23 protein-coding genes are annotated in these 22,003 nt (G+C 73.0%); 15 read left to right on the top strand and 8 right to left on the bottom strand.

Annotated features, from left to right (window positions below; all coding sequences use genetic code 11):
• Window positions 1-32 precede the first annotated feature (32 nt).
• Window positions 33-1,058: an EamA family transporter gene (locus ACLJPL_RS21240; protein ID WP_411082446.1), complete on the top strand. Its 1,026-nt coding sequence runs from the start codon at window positions 33-35 to the stop codon at window positions 1,056-1,058.
• 161 nt (window positions 1,059-1,219) lie between these two features.
• Window positions 1,220-2,176, top strand: a complete 957-nt coding sequence (locus ACLJPL_RS21235) for a DMT family transporter (protein ID WP_411082445.1) — start codon at window positions 1,220-1,222, stop codon at window positions 2,174-2,176.
• Window positions 2,177-2,271: 95 nt separating this feature from the next.
• Here ACLJPL_RS21235 and ACLJPL_RS21230 read toward each other — a convergent pair whose 3' ends face one another.
• Window positions 2,272-2,967 (bottom strand): pyridoxamine 5'-phosphate oxidase family protein, encoded by a 696-nt coding sequence (locus tag ACLJPL_RS21230; protein ID WP_411082444.1) that lies wholly within the window; start codon window positions 2,965-2,967, stop codon window positions 2,272-2,274.
• A gap of 47 nt (window positions 2,968-3,014) precedes the next feature.
• On the opposite strand from ACLJPL_RS21230, the gene ACLJPL_RS21225 reads away from it, so the two are divergent.
• Entirely contained in the window at window positions 3,015-4,346 is a 1,332-nt protein-coding gene (locus tag ACLJPL_RS21225) for an aminotransferase class I/II-fold pyridoxal phosphate-dependent enzyme (protein ID WP_411082443.1), read from the top strand.
• A 178-nt stretch (window positions 4,347-4,524) separates the two neighbouring features.
• On the opposite strand, the gene ACLJPL_RS21220 is transcribed toward ACLJPL_RS21225, so the two are convergent.
• Entirely contained in the window at window positions 4,525-5,547 is a 1,023-nt protein-coding gene (locus ACLJPL_RS21220) for a DMT family transporter (protein WP_411082442.1), read from the bottom strand.
• Window positions 5,548-5,621: 74 nt separating this feature from the next.
• Here ACLJPL_RS21220 and ACLJPL_RS21215 point away from each other — a divergent pair, with 74 nt between their 5' ends.
• Window positions 5,622-6,545 (top strand): LysR family transcriptional regulator, encoded by a 924-nt coding sequence (locus tag ACLJPL_RS21215; protein ID WP_411082441.1) that lies wholly within the window; start codon window positions 5,622-5,624, stop codon window positions 6,543-6,545.
• A gap of 91 nt (window positions 6,546-6,636) precedes the next feature.
• Here ACLJPL_RS21215 and ACLJPL_RS21210 read toward each other — a convergent pair whose 3' ends face one another.
• Window positions 6,637-7,110, bottom strand: a complete 474-nt coding sequence (locus ACLJPL_RS21210) for a pyridoxamine 5'-phosphate oxidase family protein (RefSeq protein ID WP_411082440.1) — start codon at window positions 7,108-7,110, stop codon at window positions 6,637-6,639.
• Window positions 7,111-7,234: 124 nt separating this feature from the next.
• On the opposite strand from ACLJPL_RS21210, the gene ACLJPL_RS21205 reads away from it, so the two are divergent.
• On the top strand, window positions 7,235-7,906 hold the full coding sequence (locus ACLJPL_RS21205; RefSeq protein WP_411082439.1) for a cysteine hydrolase: 672 nt from the start codon (window positions 7,235-7,237) through the stop codon (window positions 7,904-7,906).
• Here ACLJPL_RS21205 and ACLJPL_RS21200 read toward each other — a convergent pair.
• Window positions 7,893-8,342 (bottom strand): Rieske (2Fe-2S) protein, encoded by a 450-nt coding sequence (locus ACLJPL_RS21200; RefSeq protein ID WP_411082438.1) that lies wholly within the window; start codon window positions 8,340-8,342, stop codon window positions 7,893-7,895. The two genes, ACLJPL_RS21205 and ACLJPL_RS21200, sit on opposite strands and share 14 nt — an antisense overlap.
• 137 nt (window positions 8,343-8,479) lie before the next feature.
• Between ACLJPL_RS21200 and ACLJPL_RS21195 the strand changes: the two genes are divergently transcribed.
• The 9 genes from ACLJPL_RS21195 (at window position 8,480) to ACLJPL_RS21155 (ending at window position 17,049) form a co-directional block, all read left to right on the top strand.
• Entirely contained in the window at window positions 8,480-8,869 is a 390-nt protein-coding gene (locus tag ACLJPL_RS21195) for an effector-associated constant component EACC1 (RefSeq protein WP_411082437.1), read from the top strand.
• Window positions 8,866-10,968 carry a caspase, EACC1-associated type gene (locus ACLJPL_RS21190; protein WP_411082436.1) on the top strand — a complete coding sequence of 701 codons (2,103 nt, stop codon included), beginning with the start codon at window positions 8,866-8,868 and terminating at the stop codon, window positions 10,966-10,968. Before ACLJPL_RS21195 ends, ACLJPL_RS21190 begins: the two co-directional genes overlap by 4 nt.
• Window positions 10,969-11,019: 51 nt before the next feature.
• Entirely contained in the window at window positions 11,020-11,883 is an 864-nt protein-coding gene (locus tag ACLJPL_RS21185; protein ID WP_411082435.1) for a HipA family kinase, read from the top strand.
• Window positions 11,880-12,263 carry a DUF3037 domain-containing protein gene (locus tag ACLJPL_RS21180; RefSeq protein ID WP_411082434.1) on the top strand — a complete coding sequence of 128 codons (384 nt, stop codon included), beginning with the start codon at window positions 11,880-11,882 and terminating at the stop codon, window positions 12,261-12,263. The genes ACLJPL_RS21185 and ACLJPL_RS21180 overlap by 4 nt, the downstream gene beginning before the upstream one ends.
• 194 nt (window positions 12,264-12,457) lie before the next feature.
• A complete protein-coding gene (fabG, locus tag ACLJPL_RS21175) occupies window positions 12,458-13,219 on the top strand; it encodes a 3-oxoacyl-ACP reductase FabG (RefSeq protein WP_411082433.1) in 762 nt (253 codons plus the stop codon).
• Between the two features lie 20 nt (window positions 13,220-13,239).
• A complete protein-coding gene (locus ACLJPL_RS21170; protein ID WP_411082432.1) occupies window positions 13,240-13,995 on the top strand; it encodes an SDR family oxidoreductase in 756 nt (251 codons plus the stop codon).
• Between the two features lie 117 nt (window positions 13,996-14,112).
• Window positions 14,113-15,696 (top strand): ABC transporter substrate-binding protein, encoded by a 1,584-nt coding sequence (locus tag ACLJPL_RS21165; protein WP_411082481.1) that lies wholly within the window; start codon window positions 14,113-14,115, stop codon window positions 15,694-15,696.
• 93 nt (window positions 15,697-15,789) lie between these two features.
• Entirely contained in the window at window positions 15,790-16,473 is a 684-nt protein-coding gene (locus ACLJPL_RS21160) for a uracil-DNA glycosylase (RefSeq protein WP_411082431.1), read from the top strand.
• 102 nt (window positions 16,474-16,575) lie between these two features.
• Window positions 16,576-17,049 carry a hypothetical protein gene (locus ACLJPL_RS21155; RefSeq protein ID WP_411082430.1) on the top strand — a complete coding sequence of 158 codons (474 nt, stop codon included), beginning with the start codon at window positions 16,576-16,578 and terminating at the stop codon, window positions 17,047-17,049.
• A 206-nt stretch (window positions 17,050-17,255) separates the two neighbouring features.
• On the opposite strand, the gene ACLJPL_RS21150 is transcribed toward ACLJPL_RS21155, so the two are convergent.
• On the bottom strand, window positions 17,256-17,744 hold the full coding sequence (locus ACLJPL_RS21150; protein ID WP_411082429.1) for a hypothetical protein: 489 nt from the start codon (window positions 17,742-17,744) through the stop codon (window positions 17,256-17,258).
• A 197-nt stretch (window positions 17,745-17,941) separates the two neighbouring features.
• On the opposite strand from ACLJPL_RS21150, the gene ACLJPL_RS21145 reads away from it, so the two are divergent.
• Window positions 17,942-18,850 carry a Gfo/Idh/MocA family protein gene (locus ACLJPL_RS21145; protein WP_411082428.1) on the top strand — a complete coding sequence of 303 codons (909 nt, stop codon included), beginning with the start codon at window positions 17,942-17,944 and terminating at the stop codon, window positions 18,848-18,850.
• On the opposite strand, the gene lnt is transcribed toward ACLJPL_RS21145, so the two are convergent.
• The 3 genes from lnt to ACLJPL_RS21130 all read right to left on the bottom strand — a co-directional run bounded on the left by lnt (window position 18,771) and on the right by ACLJPL_RS21130 (window position 22,002).
• Entirely contained in the window at window positions 18,771-20,417 is a 1,647-nt protein-coding gene (gene lnt / locus ACLJPL_RS21140) for an apolipoprotein N-acyltransferase (protein ID WP_411082427.1), read from the bottom strand. The two genes, ACLJPL_RS21145 and lnt, sit on opposite strands and share 80 nt — an antisense overlap.
• A 130-nt stretch (window positions 20,418-20,547) precedes the next feature.
• A complete protein-coding gene (locus tag ACLJPL_RS21135; protein ID WP_411082426.1) occupies window positions 20,548-21,018 on the bottom strand; it encodes a nuclear transport factor 2 family protein in 471 nt (156 codons plus the stop codon).
• Between the two features lie 117 nt (window positions 21,019-21,135).
• Complete coding sequence (locus ACLJPL_RS21130; RefSeq protein WP_411082425.1) at window positions 21,136-22,002, bottom strand: universal stress protein; 867 nt, start codon at window positions 22,000-22,002, stop codon at window positions 21,136-21,138.
• Window position 22,003 lies beyond the last annotated feature (1 nt).

Genomic DNA, 22,003 nt, shown 5'->3' with positions numbered 1-22,003 from the left:
ACGGTGCTGTCGGCTGCTGCCATGATGTGCCGATGCACGCGTCTGGCGGAAATCGGAAGAGAAGCGCCGGCCTGGGACTCGCCCTCGCCTCGGCCTTCGCGTTCGGCGGTTCGGGAGTGGCGGCCAAACCGCTGATCGAGGCGGGGCTCGACCCTCTGCACGTGGTGTGGCTACGGGTGGCGGGCGCCGCCGTCGTCATGCTGCCCGTCGCCTGGCGCCACCGGAATCTGGTACGTGAGCGGCCTGCCCTGCTCGCCGGGTTCGGGCTCTTCGCCGTGGCCGGCGTGCAGGCGTGCTACTTCGCCGCGATCTCCCGTATCCCGGTCGGCGTGGCCCTCCTCGTCGAGTATCTGGCCCCCGCGCTGGTCCTCGGCTGGGTCCGCTTCGTCCAGCGCAGGCCCGTGACCCGGGCCGCGGCGCTCGGCGTGGTCCTGGCGGTGGGCGGCCTGGCCTGTGTGGTGGAGGTCTGGGCCGGGCTCGGCTTCGACGCCCTCGGACTGCTGCTCGCCCTCGGCGCGGCCTGCTGCCAGGTGGGGTACTTCGTCCTGTCCGACCACGGCGGCCAGGACGGCCGGGACGGTGAGGGGAAGCGGGCCGAGCCTCCGCATCCGGTCGGCGTCATCGCGTACGGACTGATCGTCGGCGCCGTCGTCCTGACCGTCGTGGCGCGCCCCTGGGGAATGGACTGGTCGCTGCTCGGCGGGACCGCCGGGATGAACGGCGACGAGATCCCCGCCTGGCTGCTGCTCGGCTGGATCGTGCTGATCGCCACCGTGCTCGCGTACGCCACCGGAGTCGTCTCCGTCCGGCTGCTCTCGCCGCAGGTGGCCGGGGTCGTCGCGTGCCTGGAAGCGGTCATCGCGACGGTCCTGGCCTGGGTGCTGCTCGGCGAGCACCTCTCCGCCCCGCAGCTCGTCGGCGGTTTCGTCGTCCTCGCCGGTGCGTTCATCGCGCAGTCCGCCGCCCCGAAACCGCCTTCGGGGCCCATCGCCGCGGGGACGGGCGCGGCGGCGGCCGCCGCCGAAAGCGAGTTGTCCGCCGGGCGGACCCCGCACTAGTGTGCCGATCATGCATCTGACTGTGCTGCCGCCGCCCGCCGCCTAGCGCGCGCGGCCACTCACTCCTGACGAGGACCGGGCTCGGGCAGTCCCCGAGCGGTTCGTCGCTGCCCGCGTGCGGAGCCGAGCGACCACACCCTTTCCTCCTCCGGAGAAGTCATATGCCCACCCCGGTTTCCGGGCTGCCCATCGGGCGGAGCCTGTTGTATCTCGTCGTCGCCGGAATCGCCTGGGGGACCGCGGGCGCGGCCGCTTCCCTGCTCTTCCGGGTCAGCGATCTCGGTCCCCTCGCCCTGTCCTTCTGGCGCTGCGCCGGCGGCCTCGTCCTGCTCGCCGGCGCGCTCGCCCTGCGTCCCCGCCGCGCACCCCGGCGGCCCGAGCCCCGGGGCCGCCGACTGCTGCGTGTCCTCGCCACGGGCGTCGGTCTCACCGTGTTCCAGAGCGCGTACTTTGCGGCGGTGGAGTCCACCGGCCTGGCGGTCGGCACCGTCGTCACCCTCGGGGCGGGGCCCGTCCTGATCGCGGTCGGCGCACGGCTGATGCTGGGCGAACGCCTCGGCGGGGGCGGTCTGGCCGCCGTGACCGGGGCGCTGACCGGTCTGGCCGTGCTGGTCCTCGGCGGCGAGGGCGGCGACGTCGTCCCGGCCGGGGTGCTGCTCGCGCTCCTGTCCGCATCCGGGTACGCGGCGATCACCCTGCTCACCCGGTGGCTCGGGCGGGACGGTGACGGCGGTGACGCGCTCACCACCAGCGCCTGGGCGTTCGGCATCGGCGCGGTGGGCCTGCTGCCCATGGCGCTGGCCGAGGGCCTGGTGCCGCACACCGCCGAGACGGGCCAGGTGCTGTGGCTGCTGGTCTACGTGGCGGCGGTGCCCACCGCGCTCGCGTACGCGCTGTACTTCGCGGGGGCCACCGCCGTCCGCTCGGCCACCGTCTCCGTGATCATGCTCCTGGAGCCGGTGAGCGCCGCGGTCATCGCGGTGACCGTCCTGCGGGAGCGGCTGACGGCGGCCACCGTCGTCGGCACTCTGCTCCTGCTGACCGCCGTGGGCGGGCTGGCCCTGGCCGAGGCGCGCTCCGGCGCGCTCACGCGCCGCCAGGACGCCATGGCGGTGTAGCGACCGGGGTGGTGGACGGGCTCGAAGCGGAGCGTCCCGGCGCTCCGGGTCCGTCCACCACCCGTGCCTCGCGGGAGGTCCCGGGCGGCCGGACGTCAGAGCGCACGGAGATAGTCCGGGACGTCCACGGCCGGATCCAGGTCGTCCGCCGGGACCGGCGGCGCGTAGCCGCGGGTGAGCGGCACGATCCCGGTCCAGTGGGGGAGCGTGACGTCCTCCGGCTCGTCGTTGGGGCCGCCGGTGCGGACCTTCGCGGAGACCTCGTCCAGATCCAGCCGGATGACCGCCGTGGCGGCCAGCTCCTTGTCGTTCGCCGGGCGTGCGTCCCGGGAGCGGCCGGGGACGGCCTGGTCGACGATCGCGTCGAGGGCGATCCGCCGCTCCTCGGGGTCGGTCACGGCGGTGGCGGTGCCGTGGACCACCACGGAGCGGTAGTTCAGCGAGTGGTGGAAGGCGGACCGGGCCAGCACCAGGGCGTCGACATGGGTGACGGTCAGGCAGACCGGCAGGCCCGGGTCGGCCGCGCGGGTGTCGCGCAGTGGCCGCGATCCGGTCGACCCGTGGACGTACAGGCGCTCCCCGACCCGGCCGTACATGGTCGGGAGCACGACCGGCGCCCCGTCCCGGACGAAGCCGAGGTGGCAGAGGTAGGTGGCGTCGAGCGTCGAGTGGACCAGCTCGCGGTCGTAGGAGGCGCGCTCCTTGGCCCGGGTGGGGACCGTGCGGTCGGTGGGCGTGTAGGGGGCGGCGACGCCGGGGCCCGCGGCGGTGGGCGGTGCGGTGTCCTGCATGGTGTGCTCCCTTGCGGATTTCATTGCACTAGTGCATAGTATTGTTTGTGCTAGGAGAGTATCGGATCAGTGGGCGGCGCGCATCGGAGATCGCCGCCAGCGTGGAGCGCGGGGTCGGTTCCGGGGACCTCGCGCCCGGTCATGTGCTGCCCCCGATGCGGGAGTTGGCCACACATCTGGAGGTCAACCCGAACACGGTGGCGGCCGCGTACCGGACCCTGCGCGAGCGCGGAGTGATCGAGACGGCGGGCCGCCGGGGCAGCCGGGTGCGTCCGCGCCCGGCCAGCACCCCGCGCGGCTCCCTGCGCATCGAGGCCCCGCCGGGCGTGCGGGACCTGGGGGAGGGCAACCCGGATCCCGCCCTGCTGCCGGACCTCGGCCCGGCACTGGCCGCTGCCGCAGCGATCGACGCCGCGAGCCCCGGCCTGTACGGGGAGGAGCCCGTGGTCGCGGAGTTCGCCGCGTACGCGCGCGGGGCGATGGACGCCGACGGGGTGCCCGCGGGGCCGGTCGCGGTGACCTCGGGCGCGCTCGACGCCATCGAGCGGGTGCTCGCGGCGCACCTCAAGCCGGGGGACTCGGTGGCGGTGGAGGACCCCGGGTGGGGCAGCGTGCTCGACCTCGTGCCGGCGCTCGGGCTGCGTGCCGTGCCGGTCGGGGTGGACGACGACGGGCCGCTGGTCGCGGACGTGGAGCGGGCGCTGCGCGCCGGGGCGCGGGCGCTCGTCGTCACCGACCGCGCGCAGAACCCCACCGGGGCCTCGGTGAGCGCGGGCCGCGCCCAGGAGCTCAAGGCCGTCCTCGCCCGCCACCCGGACGTGCTGCTGATCGAGGACGACCACGGCCACGCCATCGTCGGCCTTCCGCTGCACCCGCTGGCCGGCGCCACGGACCACTGGGCGTTCATCCGCTCGGCCGCCAAGGCGTACGGGCCCGACCTGCGGGTCGCCGTGCTCACCGGGGACGCGGTCACCGTCGACCGGGTCGCGGGGCGGCAGGGACTGGGGCCCGGCTGGGTGAGCCGGCTGCTTCAGCGCGCCGTGCTCCACCTGTGGACCTCGGACGCCGTCGACACCGCCGCCGTCGCCCGGTCCTACGGGGAGCGCCGGGACGCGCTCGTGCGCGCACTGGCCGAGCGCGGGGTTGCGGCGCACGGGCGCAGCGGGATGAACGTGTGGGTGCCCGTCAGTGACGAGACCGGGGCCATCGCCCGGCTGCTGCACGCCGGTTGGGCCGTGGCCCCCGGTGCGCGCTTTCGGATGGCCACGCCTCAGGCGGTGCGGCTCACCGTGTCCCCGCTGACGGCGGCGGACATCGGGCCGCTGGCGGACGCGGTGGCGGCGGCGGCCGGGCCCGCGCGACCGGTCGCGTACGGCTGAGGTCCGGGCGTGCGGCCGGCTGTCGTACGCGCCTGCCGGGTACGGCTGAGGACTTGGCGTGCGGCCGTACGCGCCTGTCGCGTACGGCTCGGGCGCCTGCCGCACGGTCCTCCGCCGTACGCACCGGCTGCGTACGGCGGAGGTGTGTGGGCGTGCGGTCGTGTGCCGTACGGGTCGGTCACGTGCGGCTGAGGCGCTTCGTCCCGCCTTCTGCCGTACGGGAGTCGGCGGCGGCGGACGACGGGCGGCTCTGGGTGAGGGCCGCGCCGACCAGGACGATCACCACGCCCACCGGAGTGTTCCAGCTCAGTCGCTCGCCGAGCAGGGCGACGCCCGCCGCCGTGGCGATCACCGGGATGAAGTACGTGACCATCTGCCCGGTCGTCGGGCCGACCTCCTGGACCAGTCCGTACTGGAGCAGGACCGCGAGCCCCGTGCCGAGCGCTCCGAGCGCCAGGACGGAGAGGGTGGGCAGCAGGGGGAACGTGTCCGGAGCAGAGGTGAACACCGGTGTCACCACGGCCAGTTGCAGCGTTCCGATGAAGAGCTGGCTGCCGGTGAGGGTCAGTGTCGACGCGCCGGTCCCCGACAGCGTACGGCGGACGTAGATCCAGCCGACCGCGTAGCTGAACGAGGCCAGCAGCGCCATCCCCGTGCCCGGCAGGTCCAGGCCCGAGAAGCCCTGCCAGGCCCCCAGCACGGTCAGCACGCCGATGAAGCCCACGCCCAGCCCGGCGACGCGGCGGCGGGTCGGGCGGTCCTCGGAAAGGGCGACCACCGAGAGGGCCATGCCCCACAGGGGCGAGGTCGCGTTGCAGATCCCGGCGAGGGTGGAGGGGATGGTCAGCTCGGCGTAGGAGAAGAGGGAGAACGGCAGCGCGTTGAGGAAGAACGCCGCCACGGTGATGTGCACCCAGGTCCGGGCCGAGCGCGGCAGCCGCTCACGGCGCATCGCCATCGCGACGGCCAGGACGGCGGTCCCGGCCAGCAGCCTGCCGAAGGTGACCTGGAACGGTGCGAACCCCTGGGTGCCCACCTTGATGAGCAGGAAGCTGAACCCCCAGATGAGGGAGAGCGCGGCGAACCGGATCCGCCAGTCCACGGCCGGGCGTCGGTGGGCGGGGTCGGGGGCGTGGGCGGTCGGGGGTGCGGGTGCGGGTGCGGCCGCTGGGGTGGGCGGCTGGTGGCAGGGGGCGCTCATGGGTTCAACGATGGCGACCGTCACCGCGTAGCACAAGTGAGAGTTTCTGCGCCCTTTCGCGTAGCATTACTTACATGTTGAATCTGGAGCGGCTGCGCACGCTGGACGCCCTCGCCCGGCACGGATCGGTGAGCGGGGCCGCCGGCGGGCTGCACGTCACCACGTCGGCGGTCTCGCAGCAGATGGCCAAGCTGGAGCGCGAAGTGGGGCAGCGGCTGCTCGCCAGGAACGGCCGCGGGGTGCGTCTCACCGACGCGGGGCGGCTGCTCGCGGACCACGCGGCGCGGATCCTGTCCCAGGTGGAGCTGGCCCAGTCCGACATCGAGGCCCAACGGGGCGAGGTGGTCGGCCAGGTGACGCTTTCGGCGTTCCCCACGGCGGCGCGCGGACTGCTGCCCGACACGCTCACCGGTCTGCGCGCGGACCACCCCGAACTGAAGGTCCGCACAAGGGAACTGGAGCCGGAACAGGGGCTCCGGGCGGTCCTGCGGGGCGATGTCGACGTGGCCGTGGTGCTCGACTGGAGCAACAAGCGGCTGCCCGTGCCCGGGGGCCTCACCAAGGCCGAACTCCTGGACGACGCACCGGACATCGCCATGCCCGCGGGGCATCCGCTGGCCGGCCGGGACGAAGTGGAGCTGGAGGACTTCGCCCAGGACGAGTGGGTGTCCTGGCCCGAGGGCGAATTCTGTTACGAGTGGCTCATGTTCACCCTGCGCTCCCGGGGCATCGAGCCCCGCATCTCCCACCTGGCCGGTGAGCACCATACGCAACTCGCCCTGATCGCGGCCGGGTTCGGCGTCTGCGTCGCACCCCGACTGGGCCGGGGGCCCGTGCCCGAAGGGGTTTCCCTGGTGCCGGTGCGGCAGACGATGCGCCGCCACATCCACGCCGTCTGGCGTACGGACGCGGACCGCCGCCCCTCGGTCCGCGCCGCGGTCGACGCGCTGCGGGCGGCGGGGGAGCGGGTGGCGGCCGGGGCCCCCATGTCCGGGTGACTACCAGGCCAGGCCCGCATCCGGGTGACTGCCCGGACAGGGCCCCGCATCTGGGTGTGACTACCCGGCCAGGGCCCGCATCCGGGTATGACTACCCGGCCAGGCCCGCGATCTTGCGGAAGTCCCACGAGGTGACCGCGTCCGGGGTGAGCCGCAGCCAGGCGTGCCGTCCGTCGTGCGGCATCTCCGTGATCCCGAAGTACTTCGCGGGGAACAGCCGCTCCGGTACGTCGAGTTCGGGGCAGGGCTCACCCGTGCGCGGGGCCTCGCCGACGAACTGGGCCGTGCCGGAGAGTTCCACGCCGCGCAGTTCCTCGTACGCCTCGCCGTCGTCGACCACGACGGCGATCCTCGGGTCCTTGCGGAGCTGGGACCAGCGCAGGCTGCGGGTGATGGAGTACAGCCAGAGCGACGAGCCGTCCCAGACGAACCAGAGCGCGCCGATGTGCGGCGGGCCTTCGGCGGCCAGGGTGGCGACCCGGCAGGTGCGTTGCTCGGTGAGGTAGGCGTCCCGTTCCTCCGGGGTCATCATGATCCGGCGGCCGCGTCGCTGGGTGTCGGTCATGCGGTGTCCTCCCTTGTCATCTGACGATGTGTCAGAAATCATGGGTGTTCTTGCCGTGCGGCGCAACGCCGTTCGCCACGCGGCAGACGTCAGCAGCACAGGCACAGGAAGAAGGAGGAGCGCCGTGGCGTCCAGGGAAACGCGGGAACGGCTCGCCGCGCTGCTCGACCCGGCCACCACCGTACTGCTCACCGTCGAATGTCAGCAGGGGGTCGTGGGACCGGACAGCGCGCTGCCCGAACTCGCCGGGGCCGCACGGTCGTCGGGCGTCCTCGGCAACATCGCCCGGCTGGTCGCCGCCGCCCACGAGAGCGGGGTCCAGGTGATGCACGCGATCGCCGAGAGCCGCCCGGACGGGCGCGGCGCCAACCGCAACGCCCGGCTCTTCCACGCCGCCGCACGGCTGCCCGTACAGCAGCACACCGGCACCACCGCCGTACGGGTGGCGCCGCCCATCCAGGTGGCGGACGAGGACCTCGTCGTACGCCGGTTGCACGGGCTCTCGCCGCTCGCCGGCACCGACGTGGACGCGCTCCTGCGCAACCTCGGCTGCCGCACGCTCGTCGTCACCGGGGTCTCGGCCAACGTCGCCGTCCCCAACGCCGTGTTCGACGCCGTCAACCTCGGCTACACGGCGGTCGTCCCGGCCGACGCGATCGCCGGGGTGCCCGCCGAGTACACTCCCGCGATGGTCCGCAACACCCTCGCCCTGGTCGCCACGATCGCCGCCACCGACGAGATCCTGGGCTGCTGGAAGGCTCCCCGCAGGCCGGGCGGCGGCGCTATGCCAGCGTGATCGACCCGCCCTCCACGGTGATCTCCCGAGCGGGCAGCGGCCGGGTGGCGGGCCCGGCGGTGGGGTCGCCCGTCGCCGCGTCGAACGCCGAGTTGTGACAGGGGCAGGTGATCGCGCCGCCCGTGACCTCCTTCACCGCGCAGCCCTGATGCGTACAGGTGGACGAGAACGCCTTGAACTCACCGGCCCTCGGCTGGGTCACCACGACCTTCTGCGCGGCGAAGACGACCCCGCCGCCCTCCGGGATGTCCGCCGTCCGCGCGAGGACGGCCCCGCTCCCCCCGCCGCTCCCCGGCTGCTCGACCGACTCCGCGCCGCCCCCCGAACCGTCCGGACCTCCGCACGCGGTCAGTGCGGCAGCCGCTCCGGCCGCCCCCACCGCCAGGACGACGGTGCGGCGTTCGAGGAGGTTCCGGCGCTCCTGCGCTGCGCTCATCGCGGCATTCCCTTCATCGGTGTCCATGGTCATCGGTGTCCATGGCCTCTGGCATGGGTACGGAGAGCGGGGCGCCGGTGTTCAGTTGGACGGGGCGTACGGGGCCACGGGGCGTCACTCACGGCGAGGGGGCGGATGTGCTGATCGAGATACGGCTGTCGGACGCGGGAGAGGAAGCGGGGGAGGACACCGACCTCGACGCGTTGAGGTCGCTGTACCTGTGGCTGCTGGAGGACCGCGCCGTCTCCCAGCACGCCCAGGTGTCGCTGGCCTCCGGACCGGCCCGGCCGGGCGCCCAGGGAGGCGGGGCGTTCGAGTGGGTGCAACTGGCCGCGGACTCGGGCCTGCAAATCGGCGCGCTCGCGCTGTCGTACGCCGGCTGGCGCAACACCCGTCCGGGCCGGTCCGCCGGGACGACCGCGACACTCACCCGTGGCGGGACCACTGTCGAGTTGTCCTCCGACGATCCCGAAGCGGTCGCGCGACTCGTCGCGGCACTCGACGACGAGGACAGTTCCGATTCGTGAACACCAAGCCGCTGCTCCCTGACCCCCACACGTCCAGGGTGGTGCTCCTCGGGGTCAGCGACTACGACCACCTGGAGGACCTGCCCGCAGTGGGCAACAGCCTGCTGGACTTCACAGAAGCCCTGCGGTCGCCGGAACTGTGGGGAATCCCCCGGCAGAACAGCCGCATGCTGCACAACCCGGGCGCCGTCGAGGAGGTGCTCGACGCCGTTCGCCGGGCGGCGGCCGAAGCCCGGGACACCTTGCTCCTCTATTACGCGGGGCACGGTCTGCCGGACCCGTACTCGGGGGAGCTGAATCTGGCCCTCACCGGGTCCGACCCGGAGAAGCAGGAGTCGTTGCTGGCCTACGAATGGCTCCGGCGTCCCCTGCTGGCCAGCCGCGCGAAGCGGAGAATCGTCATTCTCGACTCCTGCTACAGCGGTCGGATCCTGCCCAAGATGCTGTCCGGCCGACGACTGGCCGAGAAGGCCGGCATCGAGGGGGTGTTCCTGATGGCCGCCAGCGCGTCGAACCGGGAGGCGCTCTCGCCGCCGGGCCAACGGCACACCGCGTTCTCCGGCGAACTCCTGCGCATCCTGCGGGAGGGAGTGCCGGAAGCCGGGCTCGCCCTCGACCTCCGCACCATCTTCGGCGAGCTCGACATGGCGCTGACCCGCCGCTCGCTGCCTCGGCCGCAGAGCAACAACCGCAACACCGCGGCGGCTCTGGGACTGGTCTGGAACCGACACCACTTCTCCGCGGTGGCCGAGGGGCAGGAGACCGCCGGGCATCGCGGCGACGTCCTGCTCATCGACGGATTCGACGTCGGCGAGATCCTCGGGAACGAGGAGGAGCGGGAAACCTGGCTCGCCACGGATTCCCGAACGCAACGTCCTGTCGCCATCACGGCCCTGCGGGCGGAGTCTGCCGGAGACCCCGCGGCCCGGGAGAGGTTCCACGTATGGCGGCGCTCACTCCCCGCGGGCGAGAGCCACCCCTCGATCGTGGCGGTGTACGCGAGCGGCGAGGCGCGACACTGGAGGGGGCCGCGCCCCTACGTCGTCACTGAGTACCTGCCGGCCACCTTGCGTGAACTCCTCGACTCCTCGGGCATGTTGCCTCTGGGGCAGGCGGTTTCGGTGATCCGCACCGTGCTGGAAGCGCTCCGGCACGCCCAGGAAACCGGCAGGGGCCACGGGGTCCTCGCTCCGGAGAGCATCCGGATCGGACACGACGGTCACGCGAAGGTCACGCGGTTCCACCGCCCGGTGGCAGAGCCCGACCACGATCCCTCCGCCGCGCTTCCCGTGGTCGCGGGCCCGATCCACTACGCGTCCCCGGAACAGGTGACGTCCCGCGCCTCGGACGCCCGTACCGACGTGTACGCGGCCGCCTGCCTGTTCTGCGAACTCCTCTCCGGCGCCCCGCCCTTCGTCGGCGCGCACGCGGTCGCCATCGCCTACCAGCACATGACGGTGAAGCCGCCCAGGATGTCCGCGCGGCTCAACGACCTGCCGCCGAGGTGGGATCCCTTCTTCCGGAAGGCACTGGCCAAGGACCCGGACGACAGGTACCGGAACGCCGAGAGCATGCTAGAAGCCCTGGTGCACCGTGTGTCCGCTCCCTCGACCCTGGCGGAGGAGGTCATCCAGGCGTTCCGTGAACCGCGGCTCACCGTCCGGGCGAGCACGGTGGACGGGAACTGGGTCCTGGGAGCGTTCCGGGCGTGCGCCGAGGAACTGGCCACGGGCGCGCCGGGGCCCGGCAGCCTGGAGCTGCGCCTGCTGCTGCCCCGTTACGACGCGGACTCGCTCCTCGCCTCGCAACGGGCCCTGCTCAGGGCGGACAGCGAGGACGCGGTGCGGGCGCTGCGGCGGACCCTGGACGCGCTGGTGGCCGCCGGCCACGTGGGGTCGGTCGATGTGCGGGTCCGCCGGGCGTCCTCGGTATCGACCTTCTTCGTCCTCGGCGAGCGGCTGGCCTTCGCGGCTGCGACCCGGGTGCAGCCCCTCCAGCGTTTCGACGCCCGCTCCGGGGAGGCGGAGGCGCACACCGTCCGGGACTTCCGCGCGAAGTTCGCCTCGGCCTGGCGCGCCGCCCCGGAGGAGGCGTCGTGAAGCCGCGCCGGCCCCGGGGCCCCGGTGTACGGCGGCCGATAGCCTGGGCCCATGCTCACCGAAGTCACCGCGACCCGTTACGTCACGCCCCTGCGTGAGGGCGGCTCGCTCCCCGGGATCGTCGAGGCCGACGATCTCGGCACGTACGTCATGAAGTTCACCGGAGCCGGCCAGGGCCGCAAGACGCTCGTCGCTGAGGTCCTCTGCGGCGAGCTGGGCCGGCGGCTCGGGCTGCGGGTGCCGGAGCTGGTGACCATCCATCTCGACCCGGTCATCGGCCTCGCCGAACCCGACCAGGAGGTGCAGGAGCTGCTGAAGGCGAGCGGCGGACTGAACCTCGGGATGGACTACCTGCCGGGCTCGCTCGGCTTCGACCCGCTCGCCTACGAGGTCGGCGCGGCCGAGGCAGGGCGGGTCGTGTGGTTCGACGCGCTGATCAACAACGTCGACCGCTCCTGGCGCAACCCCAACATGCTGGTCTGGCACGGCGACCTCTGGCTCATCGACCACGGCGCCACCATGATCTGGCACCACAACTGGCCGGGCGCCGAAGCCTCGGCCGCGAAGCCGTACAACGCCTCCGACCATGTGCTGGCCCCCTTCGCCCCGGACATCGCGGCGGCGGCCGCCGAGCTCGCCCCGCTGGTCACGGAGGAGCTGCTCACCGAGGTGGCCGCCGATGTGCCGGACGCCTGGCTGGTCGACGAGCCCGGGTTCGGGTCCACCGACGAGCTGCGCCGGGCCTATGTGGCCCCGCTGCTGGCGCGGGCCGCCACCGTCCACGAGCGGATCACCCTGGACGCGCCGACCGCGAACCGGCCCTCCCAGGCCCCGGGCTGGCTCACCGAACGGCTGCCGCCCCGCGGGGGCCGCGCCCCGGCAGCCGCCCGTACCGGCGAGGAGGGCGGCCGATGACGCGCCGCGACGTCTTCGAGTACGCGCTCCTGCGAGTCGTCCCCCGGGTCGAGCGCGGGGAGTGCTTCAACGCGGGGGTGCTCGTCTACTGCCGGGCCCACTCGTTCGTCGCCGCCCGTACGCACCTCGACGAGGCGAAGCTCAGGGCGCTGGACCCGGCCGCCGACGTCGTCGGGGTGCGGGCCGCCCTCCGCGCGGTCGAGGGGGTCTGCGGCGGCGGGGACGGGGCCGGGCAGGCGGCCGGCGACGACCCCGGGCGGCGGTTCCGCTGGCTGATCGCCCCGCGCTCCACGGTCGTCCAGCCCGGGCCCGTGCACACCGGGCTCACCGCCGACCCGGCCGGCGAGGTGGAGCGGCTGCTCGACCTGCTGGTGCGCTGAGTCCGGCACCCGGGGGGTGTGACGTGCGGCCCCCCGGGCCGCACGCCGTTGACACCGGGTGCCAGGGCTTCTAGCGTCTCGTCTGCTGAAGGTACTAAGCGGTTGCTCAGTGATCGGGGCCTCTCTGTCAGGGACTGTCAGGGAAACGCTCCGACGTCCGCTGAGCCGCGATCCAAGGGCGAGGAGAACCAAGCATGTCCACCACCGAGCAGCGCGTGGCCATCGTGACGGGAGCGGCGCGGGGCATCGGCGCCGCCACCGCCGTACGCCTGGCGGCCGAGGGCCGCGCCGTCGCCGTACTCGATCTCGACGAGGCGGCCTGCAAGGACACCGTCGAGAAGATCACCGCCGCCGGGGGCTCCGCGCTCGCGGTCGGCTGCGACGTGTCGGACGCCGCTCAGGTGGAGGCCGCCGTCGCGCGGGTCGCCGCCGAGCTGGGCGCTCCGACGATCCTCGTGAACAACGCGGGGGTGCTCCGCGACAACCTGCTGTTCAAGATGAGCGAGTCCGACTGGGACATCGTGATGAACGTCCACCTCAAGGGCGCGTTCCTGATGGCGAAGGCCGTCCAGGCGCACATGGTGGAGGCCGGGTTCGGCCGGATCGTCTCGCTGTCCTCCTCCTCGGCCCTCGGCAACCGGGGCCAGGCCAACTACTCCGCCGTCAAGGCGGGGCTCCAGGGGCTGACCAAGACCCTCGCCAAGGAGCTCGGCAAGTTCGGCGTCACCGCCAACGCCGTCGCGCCCGGCTTCATCGTCACCGAGATGACCGCGCAGACCGCCGCCCGTGTCGGCATGGGCTTCGAGGAGTTCCAGGCGGCCGCCGCCACCCAGATCCCGGTCCAGCGCGTCGGCCGTCCCGATGACGTCGCGAACGCCATCGCCTTCTTCGCCGGTGACGACGCCGGTTTCGTCTCCGGCCAGGTCATCTACGTGGCCGGCGGACCTCTCAACTGACCCGAAGGGCAGCGGACGACATGACGGTGCAGGACAGCGGAAAAGTCGCGCTCATCACGGGCGCGAGCCGGGGCATCGGTTACGGGATCGCCGAGGCGCTCGTCGCGCGCGGCGACCGGGTGGCCATCACCGGGCGGGGCGAGGACGCCCTCAAGGAGGCCGTGGAGCGGCTCGGGGTCGACCGGGTCATCGCCATCCCCGGCAAGGCCCACGACGAGGCCCACCAGGCGGCGGCCGTCGAGCGGACCATGGAGGCGTTCGGCCGGGTCGACTTCCTGGTGAACAACGCGGGGACCAACCCCGTCTTCGGCCCCATGGCCGAGCTCGACCTCAATGTGGCCCGCAAGGTGTACGAGACGAACGTGATCTCGGCGCTGGGCTTCGCGCAGCAGACCTGGAGGGCCTGGCAGAAGGAGAACGGCGGGGCGATCGTCAACATCGCCTCCGTCGCCGGCGTCGCCCCCTCGCCGTTCATCGGCGCGTACGGGATGTCCAAGGCGGCCATGGTCAACCTGACCCTTCAGCTGGCGCACGAGTTCGCGCCGGTCGTCCGGGTCAACGCGATCGCGCCCGCCGTGGTCAAAACCCGGTTCGCCGAGGCGCTCTACGAGGGCCGGGAGGCGGAGGCGGCGGCCGCCTATCCGCTGGGCAGGCTCGGTGTGCCCGAGGACATCGGGGGCGCCGCGGCCTTCCTGACCTCGGCGCAGTCGGACTGGGTCACCGGCCAGACCCTGGTGGTCGACGGAGGCATTTTCCTCAACGCCGGCGTTGGCTGATAGTGGCCTGAACCGATTTGGCCTGATTGGCTCTGGCGCCCCGCTGGACAAGCGTGTTGACCCGGTGGGGCGCTGCGGTATGGTCTGCCGATCCACGGCTGATCGAGGAGCGTGCGCGTGTTCTACCGGGCCAGTCTGCAGGCTGCTGCAGCTCTAGCATCCTTTTCCCTGCTGGTAGGCGGTTGCGGTCTCCTGTCCGAAAGTGGATCGGAAACTGACCAGAAGATATCCGTTGGAACGACGAGCTCTCCGTCCACGCTCGACCCCGCGGCGGCCTGGGACGGCTCCTGGGAGCTGATGCGGAACATCTACCAGACCCTGATGAGCTTCCCCACCGGCAGTACGAGTCCCGAGCCGGACGCGGCCGACTCCTGCGTGTTCACCGACTCCACGAGCATGGCCTACCGGTGCACCCTCCGGAAGAACCTCAAGTTCTCCAACGGCGAGAAGCTCGACGCCCGGGCCGTGAAGCACTCCATCGACCGTGTCGTGGACATCCACTTCAAGGGCGGCCCGGCCGGCATGCTCGGCTCCCTGGACCGGGTGGAGACCAAGGGCGACGACACCGTCGTCTTCCACCTGAACAAGCCCGACGCCACCTTCCCGTTCATCCTGGCCACGCCCGCCATGTCGCTCGTCGCCCCCGGCGACTACCCCAAGGACAAGATCCGCGACGACGGCAAGGTCACCGGCTCCGGCCCCTACCTCCTGGACGCCTACGAGCCCGGCGTCACCGCCGAGATGACGAAGAACCCCGACTACAGGGGCTTCGCCAACCGGAAGAACGACGCGGTCACCATCCGGTACTTCGAGAAGTCCGCCGACATGGTGAACGCGCTGAAGGCCAAGGAGATCGACGCCACCTACCGGGGTCTGACCGCCGAGGAGGTCATCGGCCTGGAGGACAAGAAGGACGGCAACGAGGGCCTCCAGATCACCGAGACCGTCGGCGCGGACATCCGCTTCCTCGTCTTCAACCCGAAGGACCCCGCCGCCGCCAACCCCGCCGTCCGCAAGGCCATCGCGCACATCGTGGACCGGGACGCCCTGGTGGCCAAGGTCTACCGGGGGACCGCCGAGCCGCTCTACTCGATGGTCCCCAAGGGCATCGCCGGACACACCACCAGCTTCTTCGACACCTTCGGCGACCCGGACGTCGGCAAGGCGAAGAACCTGCTGACCTCGGCCGGGATCACCGAGCCGGTGAAGATGACCTTCTGGTACACCACCGACCGCTACGGCTCCTCCACCCAGCCCGAGTTCGAGGAGCTGGAACGGCAGCTGGAGAAGACCGGGCTGTTCGACATCACCCTGGAGAGCGCGCCCTGGAAGAGCTTCCAGGAGGGCTTCACCCGCGGCGACTACCCGGTCTTCGGCCGCGGCTGGTTCCCGGACTTCCCGGACCCGGACAACTTCATCGCCCCCTTCGTCGGCGAGGAGAGCGTCACCGGCACCCCGTACCGCAACAAGGAGATCACCCAGCAGCTCATCCCCGCCACGCGGCAGAAGAGCGACCGGGCCGCGGTCAGCAGGCAGTTCGAGCGGGCCCAGCAGATCCTCGTCGAGGACGTCCGGCTGCTGCCGCTGTGGCAGGGCAAGCTGTACGTGGCCTCCGGCGAGGACATCGGCGGCGGCGAGCGCGCCCTCGACCCGCAGACCGTCATGCAGATGTGGGAGCTCTACCGCAAGACCAGCTGGTAGCGAGGACCTCAGAACAGGGCTCCCCGGCCCGTTGTCAGTGGCGGCCGGTAGGTTCTGGGATCAAGAACCTGTTGCTCACCGGAGGTTGTGGACGTGACCGATATCGACCTGCTGCCCGAGTCCTGGCGCGGCGTCCTCGGCGAAGAACTGCAGAAGCCGTACGTCAAGGAGCTGGCGGACTTCGTCGAGGAGGAGCGGGCCAAGGGGCCGGTGTACCCGCCGCGCGAGCAGGTCTTCGCCGCCCTGGACGCCACGCCGTACGACCGCGTCAAGGTCCTCGTCCTCGGCCAGGACCCGTATCACGGCGAGGGGCAGGGGCACGGCCTGTGCTTCTCCGTGCGGCCCGGCGTCAGGACCCCGCCCTCGCTGCGCAACATCTACAAGGAGATGCGCGAGGAGCTCGGCCTGCCGGTCCCGGACAACGGCTATCTGATGCCCTGGGCCGAGCAGGGCGTGCTCCTGCTGAACGCCGTGCTCACCGTGCGGGGCGGCGAGGCCAACTCCCACAAGGGCAAGGGCTGGGAGAAGATCACCGACGCCGTGATCCGCGCCGTCGCCGAGCGGCCCGATCCCGCCGTCTTCGTGCTGTGGGGCAACTACGCCCAGAAGAAGCTGCCCCTGATCGACGAGGAGCGCCATGTCGTGGTGAAGGGCGCCCACCCCTCCCCGCTCTCCGCGAAGAAGTTCTTCGGCTCCCGCCCCTTCACCCGGATCAACGAGGCCGTCGCGGCCCAGGGCCACCAGCCGATCGACTGGCGCATCCCGGACCTGGGCTGAGGCCGACCCGGCCGCCGCCCGTGCCTGAGCGGTATTGCGGACCACCGGCGCTAGCGTCGAAGGGACCGTGACCGGGCTGGACGGGCGACAGAGGAGACCGCAGTGGTGGAGCAGCAGGAGGCGTCCGAGGACGCCGTCATGACCAGGATCGGCCAGGCGGTCATGCTGCTCCACGGCGGTGACCGGGAGGAGGCACGCAACCGCTTCGCCCTCCTCTGGTCGGAGCTCGGCGCGGACGGCGACGCCCTGCACCGCTGCACCCTCGCGCACTACATGGCCGACACCCAGGACGACCCCGGCGACGAGCTCGCCTGGGACCTGCGGGCCCTGACGGCCGCCGAGGGGCTGAGCGACGAGCGCCCGGCCGGGCACCCGGACTCCCTGGCGGTCCGGGCGTTCTCCCCGTCCCTCCACCTCAACCTCGCGGCGGACTACCTCAAGCTCCAGCGCCCCGACGCGGCCCGCATCCATCTGCGCCAGGCCCGCGACGCCGCCGACGCGTTGGACGACGAGGGTCACGGCGGCGGAGTGCGGGCCGCCATCGACCGGCTGGAGCTGCGGATGCGGCGGCAGTGAGCGGGGGCGGGCGGGAAGCCGGAGCGGCCGGGTGGCCGGGGCGGTCTCCGAGGTTTGGCCGGTCCGGAAGCCGTACCCGCCCCGGAAGTCCGGCCGCGCCGCAAGCCCCGCAGTTCCGTAAGCCCCGCAGTTCCGGAAGCCGTGGTGCTCGGAAGCCCCGCCGTCCCGGCAGCCCCGCCGCCGCTCATGAGACCGCGACTTCGCCGTCAGCGGCCGTACGTCTCCTCGCAGATCCTGGCCTCCCTGCTGCCCGCGGGCCAGCCGCCGTAGCCCCGGCCGAGCGCGCAGACGTCGTGCCCGCCGCCCGGGAGGCGCGGCAGAGCCGGCAGGGCGGCCGGAGGGATGCGGGGGACCGGCTTCCGCGGTGTCCGCCGCGGTGACGGCGGTGCGGCCCGCTCCGGCGGCCGGGTCGTCTGCGGCGGCACGACGCGCCGCGCCTTCGCCGGATCCGGGGCCGGGGCGGCGGAAGGAGGCGCGGGGGAGGCGGGCCTGCCCGGCGACGGGCTCGGTTCCCCGATGGTCTCCAGCGCCTCGCGGGCGGGCGGCTGCACGACCTGGGGGAACACGTCCTGCGCCGGGCTGCTGCTCCGGCCGGGCTGCCGGGGGCCGTCCTGCGGCGCGACCGAGACGCAGCCGGAGACGGCCGCCACGGCCACCCCGATCAGGAGCCTCGCGGTGATATGGGTTCGCTGCACCCGGACAACTCTGCGGTGCGGAAAGGCCGTCGGGAGCCGATGGACCAGGAATGGCCCACACGAGTGACCCGGTCAGCACAGCGCCCGTCCCCCGGTCCCGGGCGGCCGGAAGGCAGGCGGCGGCCTCCCCGTATGCTGCCGGGACCGGAACACGCCGGCTGGAGGGCCAGTACGGCAGGCGAAAGAGGGGGACCCCAGTGAAGGTCGGTTGCATCGGGCTCGGCGACATCGCGCAGAAGGCGTACCTGCCGGTGCTGACCGCCGTCCCGGGGGTCGAGCCGCACCTCCAGACCCGTACGCCCGCCACGCTCGACACCGTGGGCGACACCCACCGCATCCCGGCCGGAGCCCGCCACACCACCCTGGACTCCCTGCTCGCCGAAGGGCTCGACGCGGCTTTCGTGCACGCCCCGACCGCCGTCCACCCCGAGATCGTGGAACGGCTCATCGAAGCCGGGGTGGCCACGTATGTCGACAAGCCGATCGCCTACGACTACGCCGAGTCCGAGCGGCTGGTGAACCTCGCCGAGGAGCGCGGCGTCAGCCTCGCCATCGGCTTCAACCGCCGCTTCGCGCCGGGCTACGCCCAGTGCGCCGAGCTCCCGCGCGAGCTCATCCTCATGCAGAAGAACCGGGTCGGCCTGCCCGAGGACCCCCGCACCCTGGTGCTCGACGACTTCATCCACGTCGTCGACACCCTGCGCTTCCTGGTCCCCGGCCCCGTCGACCACACGACCGTGCGGGCCCGCGTCGTGGACGGGCTGATGCACCATGTCGTGCTCCAGCTCTCCGGCGACGGCTTCACCGCGATCGGGATGATGAACCGGCTCAACGGCTCGACCGAGGAGATCCTCGAAGTCTCCGGCCGGGACGCCAAGCGCCAGGTGCTCAACCTCGCCGAGATCGTCGACCACAAGGGTCAGCCCAGCGTGCGGCGGCGCGGCGACTGGGTGCCGGTGGCCCGGCAGCGCGGGATCGAGGCGTGCGTCCACGCGTTCCTCGACGCGGTCCGCGCGGGCACGGTGCTCAGTGCCCGGGACGCCCTGGCGACCCATGAGCTGTGCGAGCGGATCGTCCGGGAGTCCCTGGAGCAGGCTTCCGCCTGAACGCCCGCAGCCCCTCGGCCGCGCACAGGGCGGCCAGCGCCGCCAGCGCACCGTAGACCGCCCAGTCGCCGAAGCGGGTGTAGAGCGTCGCGCCGCGCGTCAGCGGTACGTCGTACACGGCCGCCGCGCTCACCTCCGTACCGAGCGGCTGCCCGACCCGCTCCCCGCGCGGCCCGTACACCGCGCTGATGCCGGTGAGCGTCGCGTGCACCACGGGGCGGCCGTTCTCGGCGGCCCGCAGCGCCCCCAGCGACGCGTGCTGGGCCGGGGCCCAGCTCTGCTGGAAGGTGGAGGTGGCGGACTGCGCGACGAGCACCTGAGCGCCGTCCCGGGTCAGCCGCCGGCTCATGTCGGGGAACGCCGACTCGAAGCAGACCAGTGGACCGATCCGCAGCCGCTGATCGCCGTCCGGCAGGGTCATCACCACCTGCCGGTCGCCGCGCAGCCGGTCCTCGCCCGCCGCCTTCCCCACGGAGGTCGCCCAGCCGAGCAGCGAGCGCGCCGGGACGTACTCGCCGAACGGCACCAGGCGCATCTTGTCGTACCGGTCTCCGGTCGGCCCGTCAGGACCCACGAGCACCGCCGACTTGAAGATCCCGCTGCGGCCCGATCCGTCCGTCTGCCGGGCGTCCACATTGACCAGCAGGTCGGCCCCGGTCTCCCGGGACAGCGCCGCGAGCCGCCGTACGGTCGCCGGGTCCCGCCACGCGCCCGCCCCGATGCTGCTCTCGCCCCACACCACGAGGTCCACATCCCGCCCCGCCACCGAGCGGGTCAGCTCCTCGCCCCGGGCGAGCCGCCGCTCGACGCTCCCGGAGCCCGCGACGACCCCCGGCTGGACGACGGCGATCCGGGCCGTGCCGGCGCTCACCGGCTGCGGGGCCCACGTCCATGCGGCGGCCACGGCCAGGGCGCTCCCGGCCAGCGCAGCCCCCGCGGTCGTCCGGGCGGGGGCGGCCCCGGCCGGCAGCAGGGCCACAGCGGTGTTGACCGCCACCACCAGCAGACTCACCAGCCACACCCCGCCCACCGACGCCACCCGCAGGGCGGGAGCGACCTCCCACTGGCTCGCGCCCAGGAGCCCCCACGGCCCGCCGAGCCCCTCCCAGGAGCGGACCAGCTCGATCACCAGCCACCCCGAGGGCACGGCCACCAGCGCGGCGGCGGCGCGCGGGGCGGAGGGCGCGGCGCCGAGCAGCCGCCCGGCCAGAACGCCCCAGGGGGCCCACAGCAGACCGAGCAGCGCGGCCAGCAGCACGATGAAGACGTGCAGACTCGGCATCAGCCAGTGGTGCACCGCGAGAACGAAACCGGTTCCGCCGATCCAGCCGTCCAGCGCCGCCCGGCGGGCCGTGCCCGCCGAGCGGATCAGCAGCAGCCAGGGGACGAGGGCGACATACGCCAGCCACCAGAGCGAGGGCGCGGGGAACGCGAGCGCGGGCAGCGCCCCGGCGAGCAGCGCGGCGACTCCCCGGACCCAGCCGGAGGCGGGAAGCGACCGGGCGGGCTTCTCTCCGGACGGCGGCTGCCCCTCGGACGCCAAAACCCCTCCGCGCCGCATCCGCATGCCGTGCCCTCCTCGTCCCGCGCGGGTGAGCAGCCGCGTGATCTGCCGGATCAGCTCTGGGTACCCAGTGTGGGGGAGGTGATCCCCGGCCGACACGGGACGCGACCGGGGTCCTTCGGCACGGGGAGGTTCAGGCCGTGCGGCGCCACTTCTCGTGGACGGCGACGGTACGGATGCGCCAGCCCGGTTCCGTACGGTCCAGCTCGAAGGTGTAGCGCCCGCCGGTGACGAAGTCGGGGGCGGTGTCCTCGGCCCGCCGCTCGTCGCCCTCCCGCGCCAGGCGCATCGGGTTGAGGTAGTCGGCCCGGACCTGAGCGCGGTCGCCCGGATAGCCGCCCAGGTCCTGGAGGTCGATCCGCCGGTTGACGATGAGGTGCTGGCGGATCGGGAAGAGGAGCATCGTCCCGGCGAGCCACCGCGCGATCTCGCCCGCCGGGCCCTCCTCGCCGCCCGCTCCGGTGTAGTCCGCGCGGCCGTCCGGGGTGAACAGGGCTTCGTACGCCGGCCAGTCGCCGTCGTCCACGCTCACCGCGTATCCGGTGATCACGTCGTCGATGGCGAGCCGGTCCATCACGGTCGCGAGTGCCACACGCTGTGTCATCGGTCAAGTCTCGGTCAAGCGGCCCGGGACGCCAAGGGGCGTGCGCCATCGGGAAGCCGACCGGGCGAAGCCGTACCGAAGCGGCTCGCGCCGCCGGGAAGCCGACAGGGAGGCCGGTCAGCAGGGCACGACGGCGACCGGTCCCAGCGCGTGCGTGACCGTCGTCTGCGCCACCGGCGAGAGCCCGAGGCCGAGCGACTCCCCGCCCTTGCGGCGGCCGATCACCGTCAGGGCCGCCGTGGCGGAGGCCGTGACCAGGGTGCGCGAGGCGGAACCGTTGACCGGCTCCCGTACGACCTCCACCTGCGGGTACCGCTCCTGCCAGCCGGAGGTCAGCTCCGCCAGGCTCCGCGCGGCCGAGCCCGCCGCGGTCTCCCGGTCGAAGACCGGACCGCCCCTGAGCATCGAGGAGAACATCGTCCAGCCGTGCACGATCCGCAGTCGCGCACCGGGCCGGGCGGCCGCGGTCGCGAAGGCGAAGGCGAGGACGGCCTCGCTGCTCTCGTCGGCGGCGACCCCCACCACGATGTCGGAGTGGTCCTCGGCCTCCCCGGGCCGGTCCTCCTCGTCGGAGGGGCCCTCCTGCACGATGACGACCGGGCAGCCCGCCATCGACGCGGTCGCCAGGCTGTTGGAGCCGATCATCAGCGAACGGAAACCGCCGAGGCCCCGCGAGCCGACCACGACCATCGACGCGTCCCGGCCGAGCGAGACCAGGGCCGCCGCCGGGAAGTCCAGCGGGGCCAGCGTCGAGGGGCGCAGTGCCGGGGCGATCAGTTCGCTCCGGCGTACGGCTTCGGCGAGGAGCTGGTCCGCCTCGCGCTGCTGGGTCTCCTCGTCGACGCTCCGGGTGAGCGGCCGCACATGGACGATCAGCAGCGGCAGACGGCGGCGGGCGGCCTCCCGCGTGGCCCAGTCCAGCGCCTGCCGGCTGTGGGTGGAACCGTCGACGGCGGCGAGCACGGGAAGATCATGGGTGGTCATG

It is taken from the genome of Streptomyces sp. cmx-18-6 (assembly GCF_046548915.1).
Classification (GTDB): Bacteria; Actinomycetota; Actinomycetes; order Streptomycetales; family Streptomycetaceae; genus Streptomyces.
The sequence above is the reverse complement of the archived record's forward strand: the minus strand, read 5'-3'. Positions and strand labels throughout refer to the sequence as shown.

Excerpts from the sequence above, each read along its gene's own strand:
- ACLJPL_RS21240 (WP_411082446.1), top strand. The coding sequence starts at position 33 with ATGCACGCGTCTGGCGGAAATCGGAAGAGAAGCGCCGGCCTGGGACTC.
- ACLJPL_RS21235 (WP_411082445.1), top strand. The coding sequence starts at position 1,220 with ATGCCCACCCCGGTTTCCGGGCTGCCCATCGGGCGGAGCCTGTTGTAT.
- ACLJPL_RS21230 (WP_411082444.1), bottom strand. The coding sequence starts at position 2,967 with ATGCAGGACACCGCACCGCCCACCGCCGCGGGCCCCGGCGTCGCCGCC.
- ACLJPL_RS21220 (WP_411082442.1), bottom strand. The coding sequence starts at position 5,547 with ATGAGCGCCCCCTGCCACCAGCCGCCCACCCCAGCGGCCGCACCCGCA.
- ACLJPL_RS21215 (WP_411082441.1), top strand. The coding sequence starts at position 5,622 with ATGTTGAATCTGGAGCGGCTGCGCACGCTGGACGCCCTCGCCCGGCAC.
- ACLJPL_RS21210 (WP_411082440.1), bottom strand. The coding sequence starts at position 7,110 with ATGACCGACACCCAGCGACGCGGCCGCCGGATCATGATGACCCCGGAG.
- ACLJPL_RS21200 (WP_411082438.1), bottom strand. The coding sequence starts at position 8,342 with ATGAGCGCAGCGCAGGAGCGCCGGAACCTCCTCGAACGCCGCACCGTC.
- ACLJPL_RS21185 (WP_411082435.1), top strand. The coding sequence starts at position 11,020 with ATGCTCACCGAAGTCACCGCGACCCGTTACGTCACGCCCCTGCGTGAG.
- ACLJPL_RS21180 (WP_411082434.1), top strand. The coding sequence starts at position 11,880 with ATGACGCGCCGCGACGTCTTCGAGTACGCGCTCCTGCGAGTCGTCCCC.
- fabG (WP_411082433.1), top strand. The coding sequence starts at position 12,458 with ATGTCCACCACCGAGCAGCGCGTGGCCATCGTGACGGGAGCGGCGCGG.
- ACLJPL_RS21170 (WP_411082432.1), top strand. The coding sequence starts at position 13,240 with ATGACGGTGCAGGACAGCGGAAAAGTCGCGCTCATCACGGGCGCGAGC.
- lnt (WP_411082427.1), bottom strand. The coding sequence starts at position 20,417 with ATGCGGATGCGGCGCGGAGGGGTTTTGGCGTCCGAGGGGCAGCCGCCG.
- ACLJPL_RS21135 (WP_411082426.1), bottom strand. The coding sequence starts at position 21,018 with ATGACACAGCGTGTGGCACTCGCGACCGTGATGGACCGGCTCGCCATC.
- ACLJPL_RS21130 (WP_411082425.1), bottom strand. The coding sequence starts at position 22,002 with ATGACCACCCATGATCTTCCCGTGCTCGCCGCCGTCGACGGTTCCACC.